Origin of the sequence: Lebetimonas sp. JS032 (genome assembly GCF_000523315.1) — a bacterium.
In the GTDB taxonomy this organism is placed as follows: domain Bacteria; phylum Campylobacterota; class Campylobacteria; order Campylobacterales; family Nautiliaceae; genus Lebetimonas.
Genome location: NZ_ATHS01000001.1, coordinates 181,804 through 207,500, shown reverse-complemented (window position 1 = coordinate 207,500; position 25,697 = coordinate 181,804). Strand labels below are relative to the sequence as shown.

The 25,697-nt window shown below is 31.8% G+C and carries 23 protein-coding genes, 1 tRNA gene, 2 rRNA genes and 1 pseudogene (1 of these 27 running past the window's edge); 22 read left to right on the top strand and 5 right to left on the bottom strand.

All coding sequences use genetic code 11. The features are described 5' to 3' along the window. The 13 genes from DZ65_RS0101080 to DZ65_RS0101025 form a co-directional block, all read left to right on the top strand. Window positions 1–34, top strand: a tRNA-Ala gene (locus tag DZ65_RS0101080) (it extends 42 nt beyond the left edge of the window). 352 nt (window positions 35–386) lie between these two features. Then, window positions 387–3,292 (top strand): 23S ribosomal RNA (locus DZ65_RS0101075). A gap of 58 nt (window positions 3,293–3,350) precedes the next feature. Next, a 5S ribosomal RNA gene (gene rrf, locus DZ65_RS0101070) occupies window positions 3,351–3,466 on the top strand. 388 nt (window positions 3,467–3,854) lie between these two features. Next, on the top strand, window positions 3,855–5,051 hold the full coding sequence (locus DZ65_RS0101065) for a M48 family metallopeptidase (RefSeq protein ID WP_024791114.1): 1,197 nt from the start codon (window positions 3,855–3,857) through the stop codon (window positions 5,049–5,051). Beyond that, window positions 5,048–6,004 carry a site-specific DNA-methyltransferase gene (locus tag DZ65_RS0101060; protein ID WP_024786857.1) on the top strand — a complete coding sequence of 319 codons (957 nt, stop codon included), beginning with the start codon at window positions 5,048–5,050 and terminating at the stop codon, window positions 6,002–6,004. The genes DZ65_RS0101065 and DZ65_RS0101060 overlap by 4 nt, the downstream gene beginning before the upstream one ends. Before the next feature lie 3 nt (window positions 6,005–6,007). Beyond that, on the top strand, window positions 6,008–7,054 hold the full coding sequence (locus DZ65_RS0101055) for a helicase HerA domain-containing protein (RefSeq protein WP_024791113.1): 1,047 nt from the start codon (window positions 6,008–6,010) through the stop codon (window positions 7,052–7,054). A gap of 37 nt (window positions 7,055–7,091) precedes the next feature. After that, window positions 7,092–7,226, top strand: coding sequence for a hypothetical protein (locus DZ65_RS11250; protein ID WP_255327413.1), 135 nt, complete (start codon window positions 7,092–7,094; stop codon window positions 7,224–7,226). Further along, window positions 7,207–7,689: an IS256 family transposase gene (locus DZ65_RS11245; RefSeq protein ID WP_051433533.1), complete on the top strand. Its 483-nt coding sequence runs from the start codon at window positions 7,207–7,209 to the stop codon at window positions 7,687–7,689. Before DZ65_RS11250 ends, DZ65_RS11245 begins: the two co-directional genes overlap by 20 nt. 7 nt (window positions 7,690–7,696) lie before the next feature. After that, window positions 7,697–9,028, top strand: coding sequence for a transposase (locus DZ65_RS09685; protein WP_201767783.1), 1,332 nt, complete (start codon window positions 7,697–7,699; stop codon window positions 9,026–9,028). After that, window positions 9,029–10,351, top strand: coding sequence for a hypothetical protein (locus DZ65_RS0101040; RefSeq protein WP_024786853.1), 1,323 nt, complete (start codon window positions 9,029–9,031; stop codon window positions 10,349–10,351). Between the two features lie 13 nt (window positions 10,352–10,364). Next, window positions 10,365–11,024, top strand: coding sequence for an SDR family NAD(P)-dependent oxidoreductase (locus DZ65_RS0101035; protein WP_024791112.1), 660 nt, complete (start codon window positions 10,365–10,367; stop codon window positions 11,022–11,024). After that, on the top strand, window positions 11,008–12,150 hold the full coding sequence (locus DZ65_RS0101030) for an aminoacetone oxidase family FAD-binding enzyme (RefSeq protein ID WP_051428452.1): 1,143 nt from the start codon (window positions 11,008–11,010) through the stop codon (window positions 12,148–12,150). The genes DZ65_RS0101035 and DZ65_RS0101030 overlap by 17 nt, the downstream gene beginning before the upstream one ends. Then, window positions 12,140–12,925 carry a peptide chain release factor N(5)-glutamine methyltransferase gene (locus tag DZ65_RS0101025; RefSeq protein WP_024791111.1) on the top strand — a complete coding sequence of 262 codons (786 nt, stop codon included), beginning with the start codon at window positions 12,140–12,142 and terminating at the stop codon, window positions 12,923–12,925. Before DZ65_RS0101030 ends, DZ65_RS0101025 begins: the two co-directional genes overlap by 11 nt. Here DZ65_RS0101025 and DZ65_RS0101020 read toward each other — a convergent pair. Both DZ65_RS0101020 and DZ65_RS0101015 read right to left on the bottom strand, forming a co-directional pair. Beyond that, a complete protein-coding gene (locus tag DZ65_RS0101020; RefSeq protein WP_024790509.1) occupies window positions 12,903–13,478 on the bottom strand; it encodes a MarC family protein in 576 nt (191 codons plus the stop codon). The genes DZ65_RS0101025 and DZ65_RS0101020 overlap by 23 nt on opposite strands. Beyond that, window positions 13,475–13,750 carry a hypothetical protein gene (locus tag DZ65_RS0101015; RefSeq protein ID WP_024786848.1) on the bottom strand — a complete coding sequence of 92 codons (276 nt, stop codon included), beginning with the start codon at window positions 13,748–13,750 and terminating at the stop codon, window positions 13,475–13,477. Before DZ65_RS0101015 ends, DZ65_RS0101020 begins: the two co-directional genes overlap by 4 nt. Window positions 13,751–13,791: 41 nt before the next feature. Here DZ65_RS0101015 and DZ65_RS10930 point away from each other — a divergent pair, with 41 nt between their 5' ends. Together DZ65_RS10930 and DZ65_RS10925 are read left to right on the top strand one after the other, a co-directional pair. Next, window positions 13,792–15,096 carry a hypothetical protein gene (locus DZ65_RS10930; protein WP_236617329.1) on the top strand — a complete coding sequence of 435 codons (1,305 nt, stop codon included), beginning with the start codon at window positions 13,792–13,794 and terminating at the stop codon, window positions 15,094–15,096. Window positions 15,097–15,124: 28 nt separating this feature from the next. Then, window positions 15,125–16,546 (top strand): HNH endonuclease, encoded by a 1,422-nt coding sequence (locus DZ65_RS10925; protein ID WP_236617328.1) that lies wholly within the window; start codon window positions 15,125–15,127, stop codon window positions 16,544–16,546. Here DZ65_RS10925 and DZ65_RS09675 read toward each other — a convergent pair. From DZ65_RS09675 to tatA, 3 genes and pseudogenes are all read right to left on the bottom strand, one after another. Then, window positions 16,543–18,372 (bottom strand): annotated as a pseudogene (locus tag DZ65_RS09675) (DUF505 domain-containing protein); the annotation flags it as partial. The gene DZ65_RS10925 and the pseudogene DZ65_RS09675 sit on opposite strands and share 4 nt — an antisense overlap. A gap of 188 nt (window positions 18,373–18,560) precedes the next feature. Then, entirely contained in the window at window positions 18,561–19,286 is a 726-nt protein-coding gene (gene tatC, locus DZ65_RS0101000) for a twin-arginine translocase subunit TatC (protein ID WP_024786846.1), read from the bottom strand. Beyond that, the gene (gene tatA / locus DZ65_RS0100995) at window positions 19,279–19,518 is read right to left on the bottom strand and encodes a twin-arginine translocase TatA/TatE family subunit (RefSeq protein WP_024786845.1); all 240 of its coding nucleotides are present in this window, start codon (window positions 19,516–19,518) and stop codon (window positions 19,279–19,281) included. Before tatA ends, tatC begins: the two co-directional genes overlap by 8 nt. 75 nt (window positions 19,519–19,593) lie before the next feature. Between tatA and serB the strand changes: the two genes are divergently transcribed. The 7 genes from serB to lysA are packed head-to-tail and all read left to right on the top strand — an operon-like array spanning window position 19,594 to window position 25,683. Next, the gene (gene serB, locus DZ65_RS0100990; protein WP_024786844.1) at window positions 19,594–20,214 is read left to right on the top strand and encodes a phosphoserine phosphatase SerB; all 621 of its coding nucleotides are present in this window, start codon (window positions 19,594–19,596) and stop codon (window positions 20,212–20,214) included. A 9-nt stretch (window positions 20,215–20,223) separates the two neighbouring features. Further along, window positions 20,224–21,168, top strand: a complete 945-nt coding sequence (locus DZ65_RS0100985) for a transaldolase (protein ID WP_024786843.1) — start codon at window positions 20,224–20,226, stop codon at window positions 21,166–21,168. 1 nt (window position 21,169) lies between these two features. Beyond that, entirely contained in the window at window positions 21,170–22,294 is a 1,125-nt protein-coding gene (locus tag DZ65_RS0100980) for a type IV pilus twitching motility protein PilT (RefSeq protein WP_024790507.1), read from the top strand. Between the two features lie 47 nt (window positions 22,295–22,341). Further along, entirely contained in the window at window positions 22,342–22,878 is a 537-nt protein-coding gene (locus tag DZ65_RS0100975) for a 50S ribosomal protein L25/general stress protein Ctc (RefSeq protein ID WP_024786841.1), read from the top strand. Window positions 22,879–22,922: 44 nt separating this feature from the next. Continuing rightward, a complete protein-coding gene (gene pth / locus DZ65_RS0100970; protein ID WP_024786840.1) occupies window positions 22,923–23,459 on the top strand; it encodes an aminoacyl-tRNA hydrolase in 537 nt (178 codons plus the stop codon). After that, window positions 23,459–24,478, top strand: a complete 1,020-nt coding sequence (locus DZ65_RS0100965; RefSeq protein ID WP_024790505.1) for an LptF/LptG family permease — start codon at window positions 23,459–23,461, stop codon at window positions 24,476–24,478. The genes pth and DZ65_RS0100965 overlap by 1 nt, the downstream gene beginning before the upstream one ends. Beyond that, entirely contained in the window at window positions 24,478–25,683 is a 1,206-nt protein-coding gene (gene lysA / locus DZ65_RS0100960) for a diaminopimelate decarboxylase (RefSeq protein WP_024790504.1), read from the top strand. The genes DZ65_RS0100965 and lysA overlap by 1 nt, the downstream gene beginning before the upstream one ends. The last annotated feature ends 14 nt before the right edge of the window (window positions 25,684–25,697 follow it).

Here is a 25,697-nt window from a genome sequence, read left to right as displayed (position 1 = left end):
GAGGTCAGGGGTTCGACTCCCCTTGTCTCCACCATGCAAGAGTAGCCTGTAAAGTAGCTAAAGGCTGTTATACAGACTGCGTGCTTGCACGGGAGGGGCGTAAAGCAAACGACAACTGCTTGTCGTTTGTAGCCCCGCACGGTGATTGCGATGTGCGAAAGAAGTGAGCACAGCAATACGCCAGTAGGAGGTCAGGGGAAGGGCTCCCCTTGTCTCCACCAGCAAGAGAGATTATGAATGATGAATTAAAAATGTAAATTCAATATTTAAAATTCAACATTCAACATTAATAAAATGTAGAATGGAGAATGAGAGACATTTTCCATTGTACATTTTAGTACGAGAGATAATTGAAAATTAGTTGTTAAAAGTCTTGTCCACGCCGCGAGAAAGCTACTAAGGGCGAGCGGTGGATGCCTAGGTTGGCAGAGGCGAAGAAGGACGTGCCAGGCTGCGAAAAGCCAGGGGGAGCTGTCAAGGAGCGTTGATCCCTGGATATCCGAATGGGGCAACCCGGCCAGTTGAGAGACTGGTCACCCACGTAAGTGGGGGCGAACCCGGGGAAGTGAAACATCTCAGTACCCGGAGGAGAGGAAATCAAACGAGATTCCCAAAGTAGCGGCGAGCGAAATGGGATTAGCCCGTCTTAGTGTAGCCGGTATTTTAGGGGAGTTACCTGGAAAGGTAAGCCACAGAGGGTGAAAGCCCGGTACCCAAAAAGATACCGGTGGGACTAAGCTAAGACCTAGCGAGTAGCTCGGGACACGTGTTATCCTGAGTGAAGATGGGAGGACCACCTTCCAAGGCTAAATACTCCTGCCAGACCGATAGTGCACAAGTACCGTGAGGGAAAGGTGAAAAGAACCCCAGTGAGGGGAGTGAAATAGAACCTGAAACCGTTTGCCTACAATCATTCGGAGCCCTATTGTCTTCGGACAAGGGTGACGGACTGCCTTTTGCATAATGAGCCTGCGAGTTGTGGTTACTGGCGAGGTTAACCCGAGAGGGGGAGCCGAAGCGAAAGCGAGTCTTAACAGGGCGATAAAGTCAGTAGCTGCAGACCCGAAGCTGAGTGATCTATCCATGGGCAGGTTGAAGCGGGTGTAAGAGCCCGTGGAGGACCGAACCGGTAGGCGTTGAAAAGCCTTCGGATGACCTGTGGATAGGGGTGAAAGGCCAATCAAACTCAGTGATAGCTGGTTCTCTCCGAAATGCATTTAGGTGCAGCGTTAAGAGGTAGCCATAGGGGGTAGAGCACTGATAGGGCTAGGGCGGCCCACAGCTGTACCAAACCCTGTCAAACTCCGAATACCTATGGTGTAATCTTAGCAGTGAGGCGTAGGGTGATAAAATCCTATGTCGAGAGGGGAACAACCCAGACTACCGACTAAGGTCCCAAAGTTAAACTTAAGTGGAAAAGGAGGTTTTCCTGCTTAAACAACCAGGAGGTTGGCTTAGAAGCAGCCATCCTTTAAAGAAAGCGTAACAGCTCACTGGTCGAGCGGGGAGGCGCCGAAAATATAACGGGGCTAAAAGTTTACACCGAAGTCGTAGATTCTTACTTTGTAAGAGTGGTAGGAGAGCGTTGATGAGAGCGTAGAAGCCGTACCGGTAAGGAGCGGTGGAGCGTCATCAAGTGAGCATGCAGGCATGAGTAGCGATAAAATGGGTGAGAATCCCATTCGCCGAAAGCCCAAGGTTTCCTACACGATGTTCGTCAGTGTAGGGTTAGTCGGGGCCTAAGATGAGGCCGAAAGGCGTAGTCGATGGGGAAACGGTTAATATTCCGTTACCTACTAACAATGAGCCGAAGGGGGGACGCTTGGGGTTAACCGAGGTCACTGATGGAATAGTGGTTCGAAGGGTGTAGGGTGAAGAGTAGGCAAATCCGCTCTTCAATAGCCCGAGACCCGACAGGCCTCCAAAGCTCTTCGGAGCGGAGGGGGAATCGGAGATGCCCTGAGCCGAGAAAAGCCTCTAAGGCGATTGAGTTGTTAGTAGCCCGTACCGTAAACCGACACAGGTGGGCGGGATGAGTATTCTAAGGCGCGTGGAAGAACCCTCTCTAAGGAACTCGGCAAACTGACACCGTAACTTCGGGATAAGGTGTGCCCCGAGTAGGTGAAGCTCCTTGCGAGTGGAGCCGAAAGGGGTCGCAGCACAGCGCTCTTGTCGACTGTTTACCAAAAACACAGCACTCTGCTAACTCGTAAGAGGAGGTATAGGGTGTGACGCCTGCCCGGTGCCGGAAGGTTAAGGGGATCCGTTAGCCATAAGGCGAAGCGGTGAACTGAAGCCCCGGTAAACGGCGGCCGTAACTATAACGGTCCTAAGGTAGCGAAATTCCTTGTCGGTTAAATACCGACCTGCATGAATGGCGTAACGAATGAGGGGCTGTCTCAGAGAGGGATCCAGTGAAATTGTAGTGGAGGTGAAAATTCCTCCTACCCGCGGCAAGACGGAAAGACCCCGTGGACCTTTACTACAGCTTGGCATTGTAGGTGGGATATCCATGTGCAGGATAGGTGGGAGGCTGAGAAGCCAGGGCGCCAGCTCTGGTGGAGCCGATCTTGAGATACCACCCTTGGATATCCTGCCTACTAACCCGCAGGAGTAATCCTTCTGGGGGACAGTGCCTGGCGGGTAGTTTGACTGGGGCGGTCGCCTCCTAAAGAGTAACGGAGGCTCACAAAGGTTGGCTCAAGGCGGTTGGAAATCGTCTGAAGAGTGTAAAGGCACAAGCCAGCCTGACTGCGAGAGAGACACCTCGAGCAGAGACGAAAGTCGGTCTTAGTGATCCGGTGGTTCTGAGTGGAAGGGCCATCGCTCAAAGGATAAAAGGTACCCCGGGGATAACAGGCTGATCTCCCCCGAGAGCTCACATCGACGGGGAGGTTTGGCACCTCGATGTCGGCTCATCGCATCCTGGGGCTGGAGCAGGTCCCAAGGGTATGGCTGTTCGCCATTTAAAGCGGTACGCGAGCTGGGTTCAGAACGTCGTGAGACAGTTCGGTCCCTATCTGCCGTGGGCGCAGGAAGGTTGAGGAGAGCTAACCCTAGTACGAGAGGACCGGGTTGGACGAGCCACTGGTGTACCAGTTGTCCTGCCAAGGGCAGCGCTGGGTAGCCAAGCTCGGAAGGGATAACCGCTGAAAGCATCTAAGCGGGAAGCCCACTCCAAGATGAGCCTTCCCATGAGGGTGCAGGAAGACTACCTGCTTGATAGGCTGGGGGTGTAAGCCCTGCGAGGGGTTGAGCTGACCAGTACTAATAACCCGAATGGCTTTTAAGCGGACGTGAGACAAGACTTTTAACAGCTAATTTTTAATTTATAAGATAATATATTTAAGCTTAGTGGGCAAAGCGGAGGGGAAACACCCTGTCCCATTCCGAACCAGGAAGTTAAGCCCTCCAGCGCTGATGATACTGCACCCTGCGGGTGTGGGAAAGTAGGTCCCCGCTAAGCTTTAATATGTTATCTTCTTTATCATTAATCCTTTTTTATTGTTTACTATCATTTTGGGTCTGGCACCTTTGATATGCAGAGTCTAATATTCATTATCTCATTTATTTCCAACTTTCCAGGACAGTATTTTAATTTATTTATATTAATTAATTTATGTTTTATTTTCCTTTATGTTTAGGTACTGACTAAATAACAAAAAAGTTAAAATATAACAGAGTTGCGGAATTTAACAAAATTTGAGTGGTGCTTTAGCAAAATGAAGCATTGAGCTGTAATATTTTTATCTTTGAAGTTATTTTAAAATATTTACATTTAGTCAGTCCCTATGTTTATAATGATTTTATATAATTAATTAAATTTGATAAAATTCTTTAAAAAAGGACAAATTTTGGTAAATTTATTGGTAGGTTTATTTGGTCTTTATATTTTTGTAAAAATTATTATAGAAATAAAAGAAGTTTTTTATATTAAAAAAGTTTTTCCTGAAATTGTTTCATTTATGAATGTAGAAGAGTATAAAAATTCTGCATTTTATGCTATTTATAAACACACTCTTAATATTTTTAACGCATTAATAAGTATGTTTTTGGTTGTATTTTGGATGAGTGGGGGATTGTTTATTATAAATTTTTTACTTTACAAAAATACATTGCTTAGTGAACTGGAAATTTTATTTGTTTTTTTTGCGGTAAATTATCTTTTAACACTTCCTATAAATATATGGGAAAAACATATTGATAAAAAATTTGGTTTTAATGTAGCACCTTGGAAACTTTTTTTTGTGGATGAAGTTAAAAAAATAGTCCTGTTTTTAATTTTAGGTGGGGCATTTTTTGCAGGGTTGATTTATTTTATAGAACATTTTAAAAACTGGTGGATTATAGGGTTTGGTTTTACATTTTTGGTAGTAATTTTAATAAATGTTTTATATCCTATATTTGCAAGTATTTTTAATAAATTTGAGCCGTTACAAGACGAAGAACTTAGAACCGATATTGAAAATATGATGGAAAAAGTCGGGTTTAAAAGCAACGGTATTTTTGTAATGGATGCAAGCAAAAGAGATACAAGACTTAATGCCTATTTTGCAGGGCTTGGCAAAAGTAAAAGAGTTGTTTTATTTGATACGCTTTTAAAAAAACTGAATAAAAATGAGATTTTGGCAGTGCTCGGACATGAACTTGGGCATTTTAAACACAAAGATATATTAAAAAATATTGCGGTTGTTGGAGTTATGCTTTTTATAATTTTTGCAGTTTTTGGGAATTTACCTGATAATCTGTTTAAAGAGATTCATGTACCTAAAAATGGGGTAAATATAATTATTTTGGCATTATTATTTATGGATATGATTATGTTTATATTGCAGCCTTTTGTTAATTTAATAAGCAGACAAAATGAATTTGGTGCAGATGAAATGGGAAGTGAATTGGTTAGCAAAAAAGACTTGGCAAGCGCTCTTAAAAAGTTGGTTGCAGAAAACAAACATTTTCCGCATGTAAGCAAACTATATTCATTTATTTATTATTCACATCCACCGATTTTAGAGAGGTTAGAGAAACTTGAAAAGGAAGATAAAGTATGAGTTTTTCATATAAAACTATAAAAGGTAAAATGTTTTGTGAAGATTTTTTTTCTTTATATGATAATTTTTTAAAACAAAACTATAAAAATAAATTTCAATTAATTATTACTTCTCCTCCTTTTCCTTTAAATAATAAAAAAAAGTATGGAAATTTAAAAGGGGAAAAATATTTAAATTGGTTTGAATCTCTTGCACCTATTTTTGAAGATTTGTTAAAGGAAGATGGTTCTTTAGTAATTGAAATTGGAAATTCGTGGGAAGAGAAAAGACCAGTTCATTCTTTATTACCTTTTGAAGCTTTATTAAGATTAGTAAAAAATGAAAAAGCAAATTTAAGGCTTATTCAGGAATTTATAGTATATAATCCTTCAAGATTACCATCTCCAGCACAATGGGTAACAGTAAATAGAATTCGCACTATTGATAGTTATACAAGAATTTGGTGGATAGCAAAAAGCGATTTTCCAAAAGCAGATAATAGAAAAGTTTTAAGACCTTATAGTAAAAGTATGAAAAATTTATTAAAAAGAAAAAATTATAATTCAGGAAAAAGACCATCAGAACATAATATAAGCGAAAAAAGTTTTCTTAAAAATAATGGGGGAAGTATTTCTCATAATTTGTTTGAATTAGAGCCATTGGATGAAAATAGAGAAGTTAGATTGCCTTATAATGTATTAAGTTTTTCTAATACATCGTCTAATGATTCTTTTTTAAAAAAATGTAGAGAACTTGGCATTACACCTCATCCAGCCAGAATGCATCCAGGTATAGTTTCTTTTTTTGTAGAATTTTTGACTGATGAAGAAGATTTGATATTAGATCCATTTGCAGGCAGTAATACTACAGGATTTGTAGCAGAAAAGCTTAATAGAAGATGGATAAGTTGTGAGTTAAAAAAGGAATATGTTGAGCAATCTAAACTAAGGTTTGAAAACATAATAAAGGAATAAACAATGAGTATAAGTAGTTTATTTGATAAATTAGATGAAATTGTTTCAATTGACATTTTAAAAGAGGGCAATAAAGAAGAATTTTTTGTTGGAAATCCATTTTATATAGACTATGAAACTATTAAATTATTAACTTGTGATTTTTGGAAATGTAATGTAAAAGGTATTCCAAAAGGGTGTTTTCTTTTAGCTTTTTATAAAGGTGAAGCAGAAAAAGAAAATAAAGAGGCTTTATTATTAAGAGTTATAAATCCAACAAAATTGCCGATGGATAATGATATTATCACTACTATGATAGCATATTATAAAGAAGATAAAGATATAACAGGTAGAGAAGGTTCAAAAAAAGAGAGTAAATTAGACTCATATACAAGATATGAATTAAGTTTTTCTGGTATTGAATGTCGCATATTAGGAGTTTTTTATAAAGATAAAAAAGGAAAAGTAAGATTTGGAGCTGATATTGAGAATTATTATTCTCCAAATAATTATAAAGTTTATAAAGCTAATAGTGAGATTTTAAAGTTTATAGTAAATCAAGGAATGAAAGAATTTATTTATAATGAGAGTGAATCAGGAATATTTAAAATAGGTAATGTAAGATATTCTTCTACACAAAGGTTTCAACAAGAAGAATCAAAAGTTCCTGCTTATATTTCTTCTAAGGATTTTCTTGGAACAAGAACTGCTTTATTTGGTATGACTAGAACCGGTAAGTCGAATACGGTAAAAATGATTATAAAAGCAGTAAAAGAAATTTCTGAAAAAGCTATAAATAAGTATTTACCTAATGCTCCTATAGATTTATCAAAAGATGATGCTAAATCTTTTAATAATGAAGGTAAACCAAAATATAAAGTAGGTCAAATAATTTTTGACATAAATGGAGAATATGCAAATCCTAATTTACAGGATGAAGGAACAGCAATTTATGATGTATATAAAGAAGATGTTATAAGATATAGTGTTGTTGATAAGCCAAATTTTAAAGTATTAAAAATTAACTTTTTTGAAAATGTAAGATACCGCTTCAAAATTTGTGTAAGATAAATTAGAATAAGAAAAAAATAAAATGAAAGGATATATTATGAGAAAAGAAGCGGTATTAAATAATATAGATTTTAAAGAATTAAGCAAACAATGTAAAACTCAAGAAGATATATCAAAATTAACAAAAGAATTTATGAAGAATATGATAGAATATGCTAAAAGCAGAGATTGAAGAGTTCGTAGAGAATAATGATATTTCAAAGAATGGTTATTACTCAAAAACAGTTCGTAGTGACAGTGGAGAGATTGTAAAAAAAGGCCAAAGGACTATCAGTGGGATAGATGATAAGATAATAGCAATGTATGCGAGAGGGATGAGTTTAAGAGATATAGAAAAACAGGTAAAAGAGATGTATGATGTAGAAATGAGTGATAGCTTAATTTCAAGAATAATAGATAAAATAACTCCTGAAATAAGAGAGTGGCAAAATAGGACATTAGACCCCATATATCCAATAGTATATATGGATGCTATGGTGTTTAAAATAAAAGATGATAACGGTTTTTATAAAAACAAAGCATTACATTTTGTAATAGGAATAAATTTAGAAGGCAAAAAAGGAGTAGAGGATATTTTAATAGCTTCTGTTGACGGATTAAAAGATAGTACAAAGGTGTATTATTCATCAAATTAGATATTCAATGAAATATGTTGGTTCTAAGTACCAAAAAGAGTTTATGGCTGATTTAAAAAAAGTATATCAGGCAATATCCAAAGAACAGGCTGAAACTGAACTTGACAATATTGAAGAAAAATGGGGAGATAAATACCCATTAGCTGTTAATTCTTGGAAAAACAACTGGGAAGAATTATCAACTTACTTTGAGTATTCAGAACCTATTAGAAGGATTATTTACACTACCAATACTGTTGAAGGATTTAACAGACAAGTTAGAAAAATAACTAAAACGAAAGGAGGATTAAATGTAAAAGAGGGTTTTTCTTTAATTAAAAAATTTCTTGAAGAAAGTGGTGATAATAGTGATTATGTTAGAAGTTTTTTGTCAATAGATTTAACGAAACCAGATGATTATGATGAAAATCATAGTATAAAAACAAGATATGATAGAAAAATAGCAGCATATAAATGTATGTTGTATAAAGCAGGTTTTAAACCTTATAAAAATAAAATTAAGTTTCCAGGAAAGGAAAAAATTAATGAACTTGTAAAACCTAATAGTCCAATAAATCCATATAAAGAAATTTCATATGAAGAAGCTTGTATTTGGTTTGAAGAAGCTTGGAAAAATTATAATAAATGGGAGTTTTTTTCTAACTATAAGAAAAAAGAAGGAAAAGAATATTTTGATGAAGATATTCAATCGATTTTAAGAATGCTGACAAAGATTAATAAACCTGGTTCTAATAATTCAATTAGTGGTTTTTTAAAAATTAGACCAATGGCAAAATATCATACAAATACTTTGAAAGAATCTTTTGAATTAGAGATTCTAAAAAATCTTAGAAAAGGAAAAATAGTTATAATTGATTTATCGCAAGGAGATGAAGAAATTCAAAAAGTCTATTCTGAAAGGATTTGTGAATATATCTTTAATGATTCTATGAAAAGATTTACAGAATTAAAACCAAATAATTTTATTCAATTCTATTTTGAAGAAGCTCATAATTTGTTTCCAAAAAAAGAAGATAAAGATTTAACTCAAATTTATAATAGAATAGCAAAAGAGGGTGCTAAATTAAATCTTGGTATGATATATGCTACACAAGAAGTTAGTTCAATTAGTTCAAATATATTAAAAAATACGCAAAATTGGTTTATAGCACATTTAAATAATGAAGATGAGTTAAAAGAAATAAAAAAATTTTATGATTTTGAAGATTTTTTAAATTCTTTAAAAAAATTTAGTGTTGATACTGATAAAGGATTTGTAAGAATGAAATTATTATCTAATCCTTTTGTAATACCTGTGCAAATAGATAAATTTAAAAAAGAAAATCAAAATGGGTTATAAATGGGTTATAATAGTAGTGGAAAAAAACCTATAGAATTTGCAGGTAAAACAGGACATAGTGAATTTATAGATGAAGAAAGTAAAAAATTTTTATCACACTGTTATATACCTCAGCAAAAATTTGATTTAAATAATTTCAGTAATTTATTTAATGCTTTAGATGAAAAAGATAGCAATATAAAATATGTAATTGCAATAGATGGTGGATTGTCTTCCATAACAGCAAAAAAATTTCCAAGTTCAAAGTTAGTAGCTATAAAAATAGGGGCTTTATTTTTAGATTTAAAAAAAATTGAAAATTTAAAAGATAAAGAATTTATTTCACCAAAAGAAATAAATACCATAAAAGATGCTGCTAAATCAAAATTTATTTTACCTGTAAAGAATATAATGAATGATAATTATGAAAGTTTTACACATTTTGTTAGAAGTACAATTTTTAATTTTTTTAGTAAAGAAAATTTTAATCTTGCATCAGCTTTAAAGTGGTTAATTTTTAGAGAGTTTCGTGATATTCCTGAAAATGAGTGGAATTTAGCTACTCATCCTATAAATCCTAATATTAAAAATATAAAATTAAAAAGGTCAGAATTTGTAAATTTTGTAACAAATAATAATGGTGAAATTTATATTACAGATATTTTAAGACTTCATGAATTAATTGATGAAGATACCGGGGCGGAAGGAATTGTTAATTATCTTTTATCCGCTATTGAGCAATTATTAATGATATTTATTATTAAAGAAATATATACAAGAAATCCATCTAAGTTATCCGAATTTTTATTTATACTTGATAGACCTTTAGCATTTTTTGGACAGACTGCAAATTTACATAAACCTATGAGAGAGATGATAGTATATTTTTTATTAAAAGGAATTGAGTTAAATATTATAGGAATTGAAAAAAGTGGAGCTTTTGTTGAGCATGCAAAAATTTTAAGTGAAGAAAATGTTTTAAAAAAAGGAGAGTATATTTTACTTAGTAATGATTATATTTATAAAAATATATTGCCAAGATTATATAATGATGAAAATTTGTATGGAAGAACAACTTACTATGGAGGCAAAGTAATATTTAATTCTAAATATGAAAATATAAATGTATGTACTATACCAATTAAAAACTATGATAAAATAAAAAATCCTAATGTTGAAGATTTTGTTAATTTAAATGAGATATTGAATATAATACAAACTTTAAAATGCAATATGTATGAAAATTCAATTTTACCTATTGCATTAATAAATAATGCGGTATCAATTTCTAAATATCCTGGAGAAATTTCATTAAAAAGATTTTTTAAATCTATATTGAATTAATTTAGGGGCAAATATGAAAGTTTTAATTACAGGAATAAGTAGAGGAATAGGTTATGGATTGGTAAATGAATATCTTGAAAGAAGTGATGAAGTTTATGGGATTGGGAGAAGTTGTCCTTTTGACATTCCTTTTTATAAAATTGATTTAACAAATATTGAAAATTTATATAAAGCAGTTGAAGCATTTAACACTGATTTTGATTTAGTTATTTTAAATGCGGGGATATTGGGTGAAATTAAATTAATGAAAGAATGGAGTGTAAAAGAACTTAATGACATTTTCATGGTAAATGTGTGGGCTAATAAAGTTTTAATAGATTTGCTTGAAAAATGGGCTAAAAAAATTGTAATTATCAGCAGCGGTGCTGCAGTAAACGGAAATCCCGGGTGGGGAGGATATGCTCTTAGTAAGTGTGTTTTAAATATGATGGTAAGTATATATTCAAAAGAAATTAATACTCCTGTTTTTGCCGTAGCTCCAGGGGTAATTGATACAGATATGGTAAGAAAAGTAATTTCAGCTGAGAGGGAAAAATTTAGCTCAGTTGAGAGAGTTGATAAAAGTAAAATTGAATTAAATGAAGGCGTGAGAAAACTTGTTAAACTTTTTGATAATTTAGATAAATTTGAAAGCGGCAGTTTTATAGATATAAGAAATGTCGAGATTGATTGATACTGCAATTTTAGGAGGAGGGGCAAGCGGTCTTTTTCTGGGAAGTCTTTTAAAAAAGAATTATTTAGTTATTGAGCATAATAAAGAAATCGGAGCTAAAATACGAATCAGCGGCGGTGGAAAATGCAATATTACCAATAAAATAGTAACCGAAAATAATTACAGAGGCGATAAAGAGTTAGTTAGAAAAGTTTTAAAAAAATTTTCAAATAAAGATTTACTTAGTTGGCTGAAAAGAAATAATTTAGAAATAATTGAAGCTAAAAAAAATCAATATTTTTTTAAAAGCAGTGAAATATTACTTAATTTTTTTAAAAGAAATGTAAAAAAGATACTCAAAGCAGAAATTATTGAGGTTAAATTTGAAAAGGACAGATTTAAAATTCTTACTGATAAACAGTTTTTTTATGCTAAAAATGTGGTTGTGGCAACAGGGGGGATAAGCTATAAAAAACTTGGTGCAAGCGATATTGGATATAAAATAGCCAAAAATTTTGGACATACAATCACTCCTCTGCGTCCGGCGCTTGTTGGATTGACAGTGCAAAAAAGTGAAAGCTGGTTTAAGAATTTAAGCGGTATTTCATTTGAATCTGTTGTAAAAGCAGGTGAGAAAAAATTTAGGCAAAATATTCTTTTTTCTCACAGGGGACTTACCGGACCTGCAATATTAAATGCATCTTTATGGTGGGATAAAGGTAAAATAAGTATCGGTTTTTTAAAAAAAGATGTATTTACTTTTCTTAAAAACCCAAATAAACAAATTTCTACTCAGCTCCCACTCCCAAAGAGATTTGTAAAAGAGTTTTTAAACGCCCAAAATTTAGAAGATAAAAAAGTTAAATTATTAAGCAATGCTGAAAAAGAAAAACTTAAACTTTTAAATAATTATGCATTCGCCCCGGCCGGAACTTTTGGATTTGATAGAGCTGAAGTTACAAAAGGGGGAGTTGATACAAATGATTTAAATGAATTTTTGGAAAGTAAATTTCAAAAAGGACTTTATTTCGTAGGGGAGGTTTTAGATGTGACAGGTGAGCTTGGGGGATATAATTTTCAATGGGCTTTTAGCAGTGCTTACAGTGTTTATTTAAACTTAATAAAAAGGTTAACAATTGAGGATTAAAGATGTTATAAAATTTCCTGAGAGTGTTTATATTTTAGAAAAACTTTTAAACAAAGATAAAGCATGGCTTTTTTTGAATGATGATTTGAAAGTACCAGAAGAATTTTTTGAAATTCAGGAAAAAGTAAAAAACGGATATCCGATTGAATATATTTTTGAAGAGGTCTATTTTTACGGAGATAAATTTTATATTAGTGAGGGGGTTTTAATTCCAAGGGATGATACTGAGGTTGTGGTTGATAGGGCGATAGAATTTATAAAAAGTTGCCAAGTTGCCAAGTACCGAGTACCAAGTACCAAGTTTAAAGTAATTGACTGCTGCTCTGGAAGCGGGGTAATTGCAATTGAGATTAAAAAACACACAGGGGCTGAAGTGATAGCAACTGATATAAATGAAATCGCCATAGAAATTGCTAAAAAAAATGCAAAGCTACATAATGTAGAAATTGAGTTTAAAAAATGTGATTTATTTAATGAAAAAGCCGATTTACTTATTGCTAATCCTCCTTATGTGGAAAATTCTTATCCTAAACCAAATAAATTTGAACCTGATGAGGCATTTTATGGTGGGAGTGACGGGCTTGATATTATAAAAAAACTTATTAATAAAGCAATAGAATTTAAAATCCCTTATGCAATAATTGAGACAGGGTACAATCAAAAAGAACTTTTAAGTAAATTTTTAAAAGAAAAAGGGATAAAAAAATATGAGTTTTTTAAAGATTTAGCGAGGAATATTAGAGGGGTTGAAATTATTTTAAATGTAGATAATTAGCTATTCCATCAAGTAACATTTGAACTGAAAGGGCGATTAACAACATTCCCATAAGTTTTTCTGCAGCATTAAAAAATTTATATGGAATAAATTCAGCCAAATAGGTAAAAAATATAATTATAAATGATGTTAAAGCCCATGAGATGATAGAAGCAGTAAATAAAATATGAAAATTGTAACTGTTTGATAACAATAAAAGAACGGCAAGCAGTGACGGCCCGGCAATCATCGGAATGGCAATCGGTACTATTAATAAATCGGTTTTATCCGTATTTTCTGTTTCATTTGATGGAAAAATCATTTTTAATGCTATTAAGAATAAAATTATTCCGCCTGCAATTGAAACAGACGCTTCACTGAGTCCAAAAAGCTCTAAAATTTGCTTTCCAAATAATATGAAAATAAAAATTAAAAACAGTGATATTAATAATTCTCTTATAAGAATTTTAATTTTTATTTTTTTATCATAATTTTTTAATAAAGATATTAAAACCGGTAAATTGCCAAAAGGGTCCATTATTAAAAAAAGTGTAAGGGTTATTTTTACAATCATTTTATTATTTTTTTATTTAATTTTATATATTCAGGTTTTGTTTCAACACACTGCATAGCAGGTGATGTGCTTGTATTGTCTCTGAAAATAACAATACAATGCATTTTTGGAAATCCCTGAGTGTCAAATTCATAAACTCTCGGGTTGGCGCCGGTTGTTTCAATTGTATAAGAGATAGTATTAACAGTTTTTTTAAAAACCCCTACTATTGTGTTCCAGTTTATTGCCAAGGCAAAATTTGCAAAAATAATAATAGAAATTAATTTTTTCATAAAATTCCTTTTTGATATAATTATATATAAAAAAGGTAATAATGGATATTAATAAATTCCTTAATAAAAAAGGAAAACTTTTAACTGAAATATATTTTGAACTTCAAAAATATTATGATAATTTGTATCCAAATGCCGTTGTTTTAATGGAAGTCGGAACTTTTTTTGAAACATATGAAACAGATGGAATTGGAAAAGCAAGAGAAATAGCAAATATTTTAAATATTCAACTTACAAAAAAAAATAAATCAATACCCAATATTGATGTGAAAAATCCTTTAATGGCAGGTTTTCCAAATCATGCGCTTGACAGATATTTAGAAAAATTAATAGAAGAAAATAAATACACTCTGATTCTTATAAAACAAAAAGGCACACCTCCTAATGTAAAAAGATATCTTTCTGAAATAATTTCACCAGGGGTAAATTTAGAATATTCAAAAACGTATGAAAATTATGTAACTTCCATAATTGTCGAAAAATACAATGCTTTTCATGTGGGATATGCAAATATTGATATAAATACAGGAAAAAGTTACATATACGAAAACTATTCTACAAAAGATGATGTTAGCTTTGCCCTGGATGAACTGTTTAGACTTCTTCAGACATATAAATCAAACGAAATTATTTTAACTTTAAAAAATGTTGATTGTGATGAAATTGTGAATTATTTGGAACTTGACGGTAAAAATATAATTATAAACAGAACAAGAATGAACATAAATTATCAAAATGAAATTTTTAAAAGAGTTTATAAAATACATTCGCTTTTAACTCCCATTGAAATTATGAATTTGGAAAAATATCCGTTAATTACAGAATCTTTGGGTATTTTGCTTGAATTTGTCATTTCCCACAATAAAGATTTGATTAAACACATTAAATTTCCTGAACTTATAGAAGATGAAAAATTTGTATATTTAGGAAACAATCCCATCAAACAGCTTGAAATAGGTAAAGTCTTAAAATTAATAGATAAAACTAAAACCCCAATGGGAAAAAGGCTAATTAAAGAGAGGCTTTTTAATCCCATAAAAGATGAAGAAGAATTAAAAAAAAGGTATAAAGCCGTAAATTTTATGCTTAACAGGTTTAAGAAATTTGAAGAATTACTTAAAGACATATATGATCTGGAAAAAATAGACAGAAAAATAAAATTAAAACGACTTCATCCGTTTGAGCTAAGTTTTTTAGTGAGTTCCCTCAAATCATGCAGCGAAATTTATCTTCTGCTTAAAAAGAAATCTTTAAAAATCGATAATTTTTTAAATTATATTGAAAGGCATTTTGATTTAAACAAAATAAATGTAAATAATAGAACATATAAAAGAAAATTTTTTTAACGAGGGTATAAATAAAGAGCTTGATGAATTGAATAAAGAAAAAAAACATTATATTAATGAACTTGTAAAAATCAAAGAAGAAATAGAAAAATTGGGTGATGTAAAAGTAGAACTTTCTCAATTGGAGAAAGAAGGTTATTATTTGAGCCTGACAAAAACAAGATTTAATTTAATAAAAGATAAATTTTTAAATACGTTTACACAAATAAACGGTAAAAATGTTTTTTTTAAAGATTTTAGGATTAAAAATTTAACTAACAGTGTGAAAATTTCAGGAGAGATTATAGAAGAAATAAGTGATAAAATTATAACTCTTGATAATAAAATAATAAAAAAAACTACAAAATTATATTTAAAAAAATTGGATGAAATATCAAGGGAATTTGATGTTTTACAATCTCTTTCGGATGAAATCGCACAAATAGACGTAGCGGTCAGCAGTGCCAAGGTTGCAAAACAATTTAATTATTTTATGCCTAAAATTTCAAATATTAGACCAATTTTTAGGGATTTAAGGCATCCGTTAATAGAAGTGAATCAGGAAAACGGAATTTATATTCCAAACGATATAGATTTCAATGAATATGACGGAATGCTTTTGTATGGAATTAACAGCTCTGGAAAAAGCTCTCTTATGAAAAGTGTAGGAATAGCCATTTTTTTGGCTCAAAGCGGTTTTTTTGTCCCTGCCAAAATGGAATTTAAACCGATAAACGGAATTTTTACAAGAATTGAAGCAAAAGATAATCTCTCAAAAGGACTTTCTACATTTGCGGTAGAAATGCTTGAACTTAAAAATATTTTCAACAGAGCCGATTCTAATTCCATTGTTTTAGGTGATGAGATAGCACATGGAACAGAAACTTTATCTGCTATGTCCATTGTCGCAAGTGCTGTAATTAAGCTTGCAAAAAAGAATATAAATTTTTTATTTGCAACACATCTGCATCAGTTGATGGATTTAGAAGAAATAAAAAATTTGCCCAATGTCGTCGCCAGGCATTTGGAAGTTTATTTTGACGGTGAAAAATTAATATACGACAGAAAACTAAAAGAGGGGAGCGGTAGCAGCGTATACGGGCTTGAATTTGCAAAATCAATTTATTTGGACAGTGAATTTTTAAAAACTGCAGAAAATATAAGAAAAAAATTAAATGAAGAATACAGCGAACTTGAACTTTTAATAAAAAAAAGAAAAAGCAGATATAATAAAAAAGTAATTGTTACAACATGCGCAATATGCGGGGCACCGGTTGATGATGTACATCATATTTTCCCAAAAGAACAGGCAGAAAAAGGATTTATTGACCATGTCCCCGTAAATCATAAATTTAATTTAATTCCTCTTTGTAAAAAGCATCATAAAATGGTTCATGAAGGAAAAATAATAATAACCGGATTTGTAACCACTTCAAAAGGAATAGAACTTCATTGGGAAGAAAAAAATTAACCGTTGAAAATCTCAACGGCTTTTAGCATAAGTAAGCCTGCTTCGTTTACGCTGTTTCTTCCTAAATATTTGGCTTCTCTTGCAGCAATATATGCTTTTTCAAAGCTTTCTTTGCCAAGATTTGATTTTTTAACAGCTTCTTTTATATTTTCAGGAAGAATTCTTATTTTTTTCTCTTTTACATACATACTGCCAGTTTCAGCTATAGCTTTTACAACTCTGTAAATTGTCGGATTAATAGGCGCTCCAAATCCTTCAGGAACTGAGCTTATAGCTTCATCCATCATTTTTCCATATTCAGTTTCTATAATATGTCCATCAGGCAATACTTCAACAAATCCTTTTGCTTCTAATTTATCTATTGCTTCAAAAATTCTTGTTTTTTCTTCTTCACTTTTTCCTTTTAAAATATCTTCACATGCAATTCCGTTATTTGGAATTATTTTGAAAATATCCATTTCATATTTTGTCATAAATGGTAACTTTTTATGAGTTGCAATTTCTTCATACATCAAACCGGATTTTGTAGGTTCATATGTACCTAAAATTCTTTCACGTCTAGCCTCTTCAACCCATTCTCTGTTTGGTGCACTAAACATTTTATTTGAAATTGCCAAAGTTTTAACCGACCAGCTGTGGATCGCTCTTTCATCTTTTTGGTCTTGCAGTACTTTTTTGCCATCTTCTGTAACAAAATATACTGCTTTTCCTTTTTCATCAACACCTTCTTCTATTAATCCGAAAGCTTCCAATGAATATAAATATTCTCTTAAATCAAAATTTTCTTCAAACCATTTTTTCTCATTTTCTAAATCTGTAAATTTTTTGACAATTTCTTGTTTTTTCTTTGGCATTTCATCAAGTCTTCTGCCATATTTTTCAATCAATTTTTTATATTCTTTAATTTTTCTTTCTAATAATTGTGCTTTTATTTCATCAAATGTAGGTGTTTCTTCAGGATTTTCAGGGACTTTTTCCTCCCAGATTTTTTGAATTGTTTTTAGAGTTTGGATTTCTTCTTTTTCAATAGCAAATGTTTTTAGCGGTTTTTGAGTTTTATCTCTATAAATTCTATAAACTTTAAGTGCTTTTTCTCCAGCTTTTGTTAATTCGTCTATATTTGTAACATATCCAAGGGATTCAAGGTCTGTAAGTGAATCAATGTCAATTTCTTCGCCGTCAGCCACTTTTGCAATGTCTTCTAAAATTGATAAATCAAGTACACTTCCTTCACTTGCCTAACCACCGTAAGTTAATGTCTCTTTTACAGCCTGGCCAAGTTCTGTAAATGTAAAATATTCTCCAACTGGAATTGAATATGCTATAAGTCTCATAGCTTCAAGTAAATCTTTGTTATTCTCTTCAACAGGTAAAAAATGAGCGTCTGTTGGTCCTATAGGTGTTTTTCTGATATATTCAGCAAGTTTTGCATCTATTGCAAGTTCTGGGTTAATTACTTTGTATGCTTCATATAAATCTATTGCCTCCTGGGTTAATTCTCCGTTTTTGGCAAACCCTCTTTTTTCTAGTTCTTCATTAGTTATTTTTGTAGTTTTGTTTTTATTTTTAATACTTGCATCTATCATTGCAATTACTTCACTGCTAATCCATTTAAAATCATCTTTCCATTCATCAGTTGCTTGAATATTTTTTATTTTATTTAATACTTCAGCTACTATTGAACCTCCATATGTAAATTCTGCAACCGCCGGCATTGGAAATCTTATAATTCCGCTTAAGGTTAACTCTTTTAATGCTTCATTATTAAGTGTTTCATTTTTTATTGTTTTTGTATCTGATTTTAATAACTCTAAGATAATTTTTGCCGCATCTTTTTTATAATCATCTTTGCGCCTCCTGTTTTAATTTTTATAATTAAAGCAAATCAAAAAAACTTAGTCAATAATACTAAACTTAGATATAGATTTATACTTATGATTTTTATTAATCTAAATATTTATATGTTTTATAACTGTTTGTTTTTTTTAAATAATATTGCAGAAAAAGAAAAAAATTAATTTTCTTCTTTATAAGGATTTACAGCTTTTACTATCCAGATGGATAATCCGTAAAGAATTAAAAGAGGTGTGGCCATTGCAAGTTGGGAAAACAAGTCGGGAGGAGTTAAAACTGCCGCTACTATAAATATTATAACAACAGCATATCTGAAAAAATCCTTTAGCGTTTTATCTGTAATAAGTTCCAGTTTTGCCAGGAAATACGAAAGTACGGGAAGTTCAAACGCTATCCCAAAACCAATCATTATTTTAAGCGCGACACTCACATATTCGCTTATTTTTAGCATTGCAACAAAATTTTTACCGCCAAAATTGATTAATACCTTAAATCCGATAGGAAAAACTACAAAATATGCAAATGCAGCCCCCAAATAAAACATTATCGTACCGAATACAACAAACGGTAAAACCAGTTTTTTTTCATTGTCATAAAGTCCCGGGGCTATAAATTTCCATAATTGGTAAAGAATGACAGGTAAAGATGCAAAAAAAGCCGTATAGAGTGACACTCTTACTGCCGTCATAAATGGTTCCACCAGGTTGGTGAATATCATTTCTGAATTGCTGGAAGTATGTAAAACATCTGTTGCAGGTTTTGCCAAAATAACAAAAATATCTTTCCAAAAAAGAAAAGATAAAATAAAAAGTATGAAAAATACAACAACTATTTTAATAAGCCGGCTTCTAAGCTCAGCTATGTGAGGTGTTAATTCTTCAAGCATTTACATCTTTTTTTTCTGTTGTTTCAACCGTAGCGTCTTTAACATCAGCGTCTTTCTCTTCTATTTTTTCTACATCCTGATTTTCTTCTTTACCTTCACCTTCTTTTACCGCGTCTTTAAAATTTTTAATACCTTTGCCAAGACCGCTTGCCAGTTCCGGAATTTTTTTACCTCCAAAAAGCAGTAAAACAATTATTAAAATTACAATTATTTGCCAAGTTCCGATTCCCATAATAAATCCTTTTTGCAAAATTTTAGCATAAATTTACAAAAGTTTGATAAAATTTTGTAAAAATAAAGGAAAATTATGAAATTAGCTGTTTTTGATTTTGATTCAACATTGATGGACGGGGAAACAATAGATTTTTTGGCCGAACCGCTTGGGCTTAAAGATAAAGTGGCAGCAATTACCGAAATGGCTATGAAAGGTGAGCTTGATTTTTTTGAAAGTCTTGTAATGAGGGTAAAACTGCTTGAAGGTCTGGAAGAGCTAAAAGTTAATGAAATATGTCATAATCTTCCTTTTATGCCGGGGGCTGAAGAAACTATAAAAGCTTTAAAAAAAGACGATATTATAATAGTTGTTTTCAGCGGAGGTTTTAGAAATGCTACAAGTTATGCAAAAAAAGTTTTGGGATTTGATGCCGATTTTAGCAATACTCTTCATTCTAAAAACGGTATATTAACCGGTCTTGTTGGGGGAGAAATGATGTTTTCCCATTCAAAAGGGGAAATATTAAAGAGGATACAAAACATTTTAGGGGTTTCTTCTGATGAAACAATGGTTGTAGGGGATGGTGCGAATGATTTGAGTATGTTTAAATACGCAAAAACAAAAATTGCATTTTGTGCAAAAGAAATTTTGAAAAAAGAAGCAAATATTATAATAGAAGAAAAAGATTTAACAAAAATTTTGGAATTTATTTAAGGAGAGAATATGACGAGTATATGGGTGGATTATTTAGACAGGGAATTTTTGGAGAGTGAATTTAAAGAAATGGTTGAGAGCGGCTTGGTAAACGGTCTTACAAGCAATCCTTCGATTTTTGCAAATGCCATGAAAAAAAATATCTACAAAAATGATATAGAAAATTTAAAAGAGAACTCTTCAAAAGAAATTTATGAAGAAAACGCCGTTAAAGATATACAAAAAGCCTGCGATATATTAAAAGAAAATTTTGAAAATGATAACGACGGTTTTGCAAGTATTGAAGTTGACCCGAGACTTATTAACAATACAAAAGGCACAATAGATGAGGCTTTAAGACTGTATGATAAAATTGAGAGGGAAAATGTAATGATAAAAATTCCGGCAAATGAAACCGGATATAAAGCGATGGAAGAACTTGCAAAAAAAAATATAAATATAAACGCTACTCTTGTTTTTTCCCCGAATCAGGCGATGAGAGCTTTTGAAGCTATTGATAAAGGGAATGTAAAAGGGGTAATATCCGTTTTTGTAAGCAGATTTGACAGAAAATTAAATCCCGTTCTTGCTTCTTTAAATTTGGCGCAGGACAGAATCGGTTTTTTTAACGCTATAAAAATATATAATATGATAGAAAATGAAAAAAGTGAAAACATTAAAACACTTTTTGCATCAACAGGTGTAAAACAAAGCTATTTGCCTAAGGATTATTATGTGCAAAATTTATTTTTGCCAAATTCAGTATTAACATTGCCTCTTGATGTAATAGAAGCCATTAAGGATAAAGAACTTGAAGAATCATTTCATTTTCAGACAAAACATATAGATGCGTTTTTTGGGTTTTTGACACCTGCTGGAATTAATATGCAAAAAATTTATCAGGAATTATTTAACGAGGGTGTTGAAGCTTTTGAAAATGCATTTAATAGTATGCTTGATTCTATAAAGGAATAATATGACAAGAGAAGAACTGGTAAAATATCTTAATCTTTTGGTTTCAAAAGAAGGAAGTGATTTACATATCAAAGCGGGGGATGGGATAAGAATGAGAATTCAGGGAAAACTTGTTCCCGTTGAGAGTCCAAAACTAACAAGGGAAAGTATTGTTGAATTATTAAAAGAAATCTTAAGAAGCAGATTTGAGGAAATGGTTAGAAAAAAAGAGATAGATTTTAACTATAAATTGGATGAAAATTACCGTTTTAGGGGGAACGCTTTTTTTCAAATAGACGGACCGAGTCTTGTTTTTAGAACAATTCCAATAAATATACCGACCATTGAAGAGCTTAAACTTCCTCCTATCATAAAAAAATTTACTGAATCTGAAAGAGGTCTTGTTTTGGTAACAGGTGTTACAGGAAGCGGTAAATCCACTACACTTGCCGCAATGATAGACGAAATAAACCATAAAAAAGCAAAACATATTATTACTATAGAAGACCCTGTTGAATTTGTCCATAAAGATAAAAAATGTCTGATAAACCAAAGAAGTCTGGGTGAGGATACATTAAGCTTTTCCAATGCCCTAAGGGCTGCTTTAAGGGAAGACCCCGATATTATTTTGGTGGGGGAAATGAGGGATTTGGAAACTATGGAAATAGCACTTCATGCAGCTGAAACGGGCCATTTGGTTTTTTCGACACTTCATACACTGGATGCAAAAGAGACAATAAACAGGGTTATAGGTGTTTTTCCGCCAAGCGAACAGCATAGAATTAGAATGACGCTTGGAAGCGTACTTGAAGGGGTCATATCTCAAAGGCTTGTTCCTACTGTTGACGGAAAAAGAACGGCTGCAATGGAAATAATGATAAAAACCCCGAGGGTAAAAGAACTTATTTTCCAAGGAAGGGATGAAGAAATCAAGGACACTATTGAAGAAGGTAAAAATATTTACGGTACTCAGAGTTTTGACCAACATCTTGTTGATTTGGTTATCGAAGGAAGAGTTGATGAAAAAACGGCAATAGAATATGCATCAAGCAGGGATGATTTTCTTCTTAAACTCAGAAAAGCAAAACTTGAAAAAGGTTTAGAAGTGGTAAATGACGCGAAAATAGGTTTAAAAGATAGCAATTAATTGAATTTTTTGTTATAATTTCCTTTCAAAAAATTTAAGGAGTTAAAATGTTACAAGGAATTATCAGAGAGAGTACCTCAAAAAAAGAAACCAAAAAACTTAAGAGGGATGGTTATCTGATTGCAAACATTTATGGAAAAGGAATTGAAAACATAAATGCTGCATTCAAAATGGGTGATTTTATTAAATATATGAAAAATAAAGAACATTTAATTTTTCCTGTCAAATTAGGAGATAAAGAATTAAAAGTTGTTGTTCAGGAATATCAGAAACATCCTGTAACAGGAGAACTTTTGCATGTTGATTTGTTGGTTGCGCAAGAAGGTGTAAAATCATATTACCATGTTCCTATCAGAGTAAAAGGAACACCTGTAGGTTTAAAAAACAAAGGTGTTTTAATTTATCACAGAAGAAGAATCAAAGTTAAAGCGGCACCAGAAAATTTACCGGATTTTTTTGAGCTTGATATAAGCAATCTTGATGTTGGGGACAATATTTTAATAAGAGATATTAAAATGCCTGATGGAGTTGAATGTTTCTTAAATCCTTCTATTCCGGTAGTTGGAGTTATTAAAGCCAAATAATCTTCTTCCCTTTAGGGGAATAAAAAATAAAAGAAAAGTAAAAAATGAAACTTATTGTAGGACTTGGAAATCCCGGTAAAAAATATGAGCTTAATCGTCACAATGTTGGTTTTTTGGCGGTTGATTATCTTATAAACGAATTTAACGCCTACAAAAACGGTAATTTTAAGGGTGAACTTTTTAAATCAGAAGATTTTCTTTTTTTAAAACCCGCGACATATATGAATTTAAGCGGTGAAAGCGTAGTTTTGGTTAAAAACTTTTATAAATTGGACAATAAAAATATAATTGTCGTTCATGATGATCTGGATTTGAAACTGGGTGCGCTTAAATTTAAAAGAGCCGGTGGCAACGGCGGTCATAACGGATTAAAATCCATTGATAAATTTATAGGAAATGATTATTACAGAGTAAGAATTGGTATAGGCAGGCCTGAGAGAAAAGAAGAAGTTGTAAACTACGTGCTTAGCGATTTTAAAAATGATGAAGTAGAATGTGTTAAAAAGCTTTTTCCCGTGATTAAAGAAGCCGTAAAAGATATTGAAAATGCCGCTTCAAAATATACAAGGAAATCCTGTTAATGTTTTTTTTATATATTCTGAAAAAATTTTCCAAAAATTTTTTTCTGTTTTTATTCAGTCTTTCTTTTTTGTATCTTTTACTGGATTTAATAGGTAATTTTTCAAAACTGCCTCATTCTTCAAATTTGCTGATATTATATAGCGTGTATGTTATCAGTTACTCATTTGAAAATTTTTATCCTTTGGCTCTGATTTTTTCTTTTTTATATACTGTTTATCATTTTATAAAATTCAATACATTGGTTTCTTTTTATTCTTTGGGATTTTCTAAAAATAAAATATTGTTTGTGTTTTTAATTTTTTCTTTATCTGTTTATTTTATATTTATTGCTTTAGATAATACAAATTATGTTTATTTTAATCAAAAAGCTCAAAATATTCTGTTGAATAAAAAATTAAAAAAAGAAAATCTTTTTTTAAAATATAAAAACAGTATTGTGTATATAAAAGAATTAAAACCTCTTTTGAAAAAAGCTTACTGTGTTAAAATATTTACTTTGGAGGGGACGAAAGTAAAAAAAATTATAAATATAAAAGAAGCCGAATATAAAAACAATAAATGGATGGGAAACAATGTGACAATTGAAATGTTTGATAAAAACAGACTGATTATAAAAAAAGAAAACCATTTAAATGTTTTGACAGATTTTGAACCTCTTGTATTATCAAATTTGAAAAAACTGGAATCAATTTCGATAAAAGATGCTCTCTTGGCTATGAAAATTTTCAAAAGTATAAAATTAAATAAAATAATATCAATATTAATGTTCAAAATATTGACCCCCCTCAGTTTAATACTGTTTTTGATATATTTAATGTATAGTGCGCCTGTGCATCAGAGAATTTCTTCAATTTCATTTTTTTTGATAAAATCAGTTTTCTTTTCCGTATTTTTATGGGGGGCAAATTTACTTCTTTATAAATTTGTAAAACAGGGTGTGATAAACCCTTTTATTTTGACTTTGCCTCTGTTTTTTGTGTTAGTATTGGATATTTATGTTATTAAAAAGGAGAATTAATGAATTTTAAATATTTGGCAAAAAAATATAATACACCTGTGTATGTATATGATTTTAATTATTTTGGCGAGCAGTTCAACAAATTAAAAAAAGTTTTTAAAGCAAGAAAAAGTATTATAGCCTATGCTGTTAAAGCCAATTCGAACTTAAGTGTAATAAATCATTTTGCTTCTCTTGGAAGCGGGGCGGACTGTGTCAGTATAGGCGAAGTTAAAAGAGCTTTGCTTGCGGGAATAGATAAATACAAAATAATTTTCAGCGGCGTGGGAAAAAGGGATGATGAAATTGAGGAAGCACTAAATAAAGATATTTTGATGCTCAATATTGAAAGCGAGGCGGAATTAAAAAGAATTGAACAAATAGCAAAAAAACTTGGAAAAATTGCAAGAATTTCTATAAGGGTTAATCCGAATATAGACCCCAAAACACATCCATATATATCAACCGGCCTTCATGAAAATAAATTCGGTGTAGATATAGAAAGTGCCAAAAAACTTTATCTTTATGCCAAAAAAAGCAAATATTTAAATCCTGTGGGAATTCATTTTCATATAGGAAGCCAGCTTACCGATATTAATCCCATTAAAGAAGCAGCTGTTATTGTGTCTGATTTGCTCAGAAGCCTGAAAGCCGTAAATATAGATATTAAATTTTTTGATGTTGGAGGAGGACTTGGCATAAAATATAAAAATGAAAATTTAATAGAGCCTTACGATTATGCCCAGGCGGTTCTTTCTACCCTTAGCGGACTTGATGTAACTATTATATGCGAGCCTGGAAGATTTTTAGTTGGAAACGGGGGATGGTTTTTAACAAAAGTTTTATATGAAAAAAGAAATGGGGATAAAAGATTTGTAATTGTTGACGGGGCTATGAATGATTTAATAAGACCGAGCCTGTACGGGGCATATCATAAAATTGAGGTTTTAAATGAAAATAAAGAAAAAAGCAAGGCTAACATTGTGGGCCCGATTTGTGAGAGCGGAGATTTTTTTGCAAAAGATATAGAAATTGCCAAAACGGATCCCGGGGATTTGGTTTTAATACATTCTGCCGGGGCATATGGTTTTTCAATGAGCAGTAATTACAATACAAGACCCAGAGCAGCGGAAGTTGCGGTGATTAATGGGAAAGACAGGCTTATTAGAAGAAGGGAAACTTTTGAGGATTTAATAGCATGTGAAATTGATTATTTGAAGAAGTGAAAAATAGTGAATAG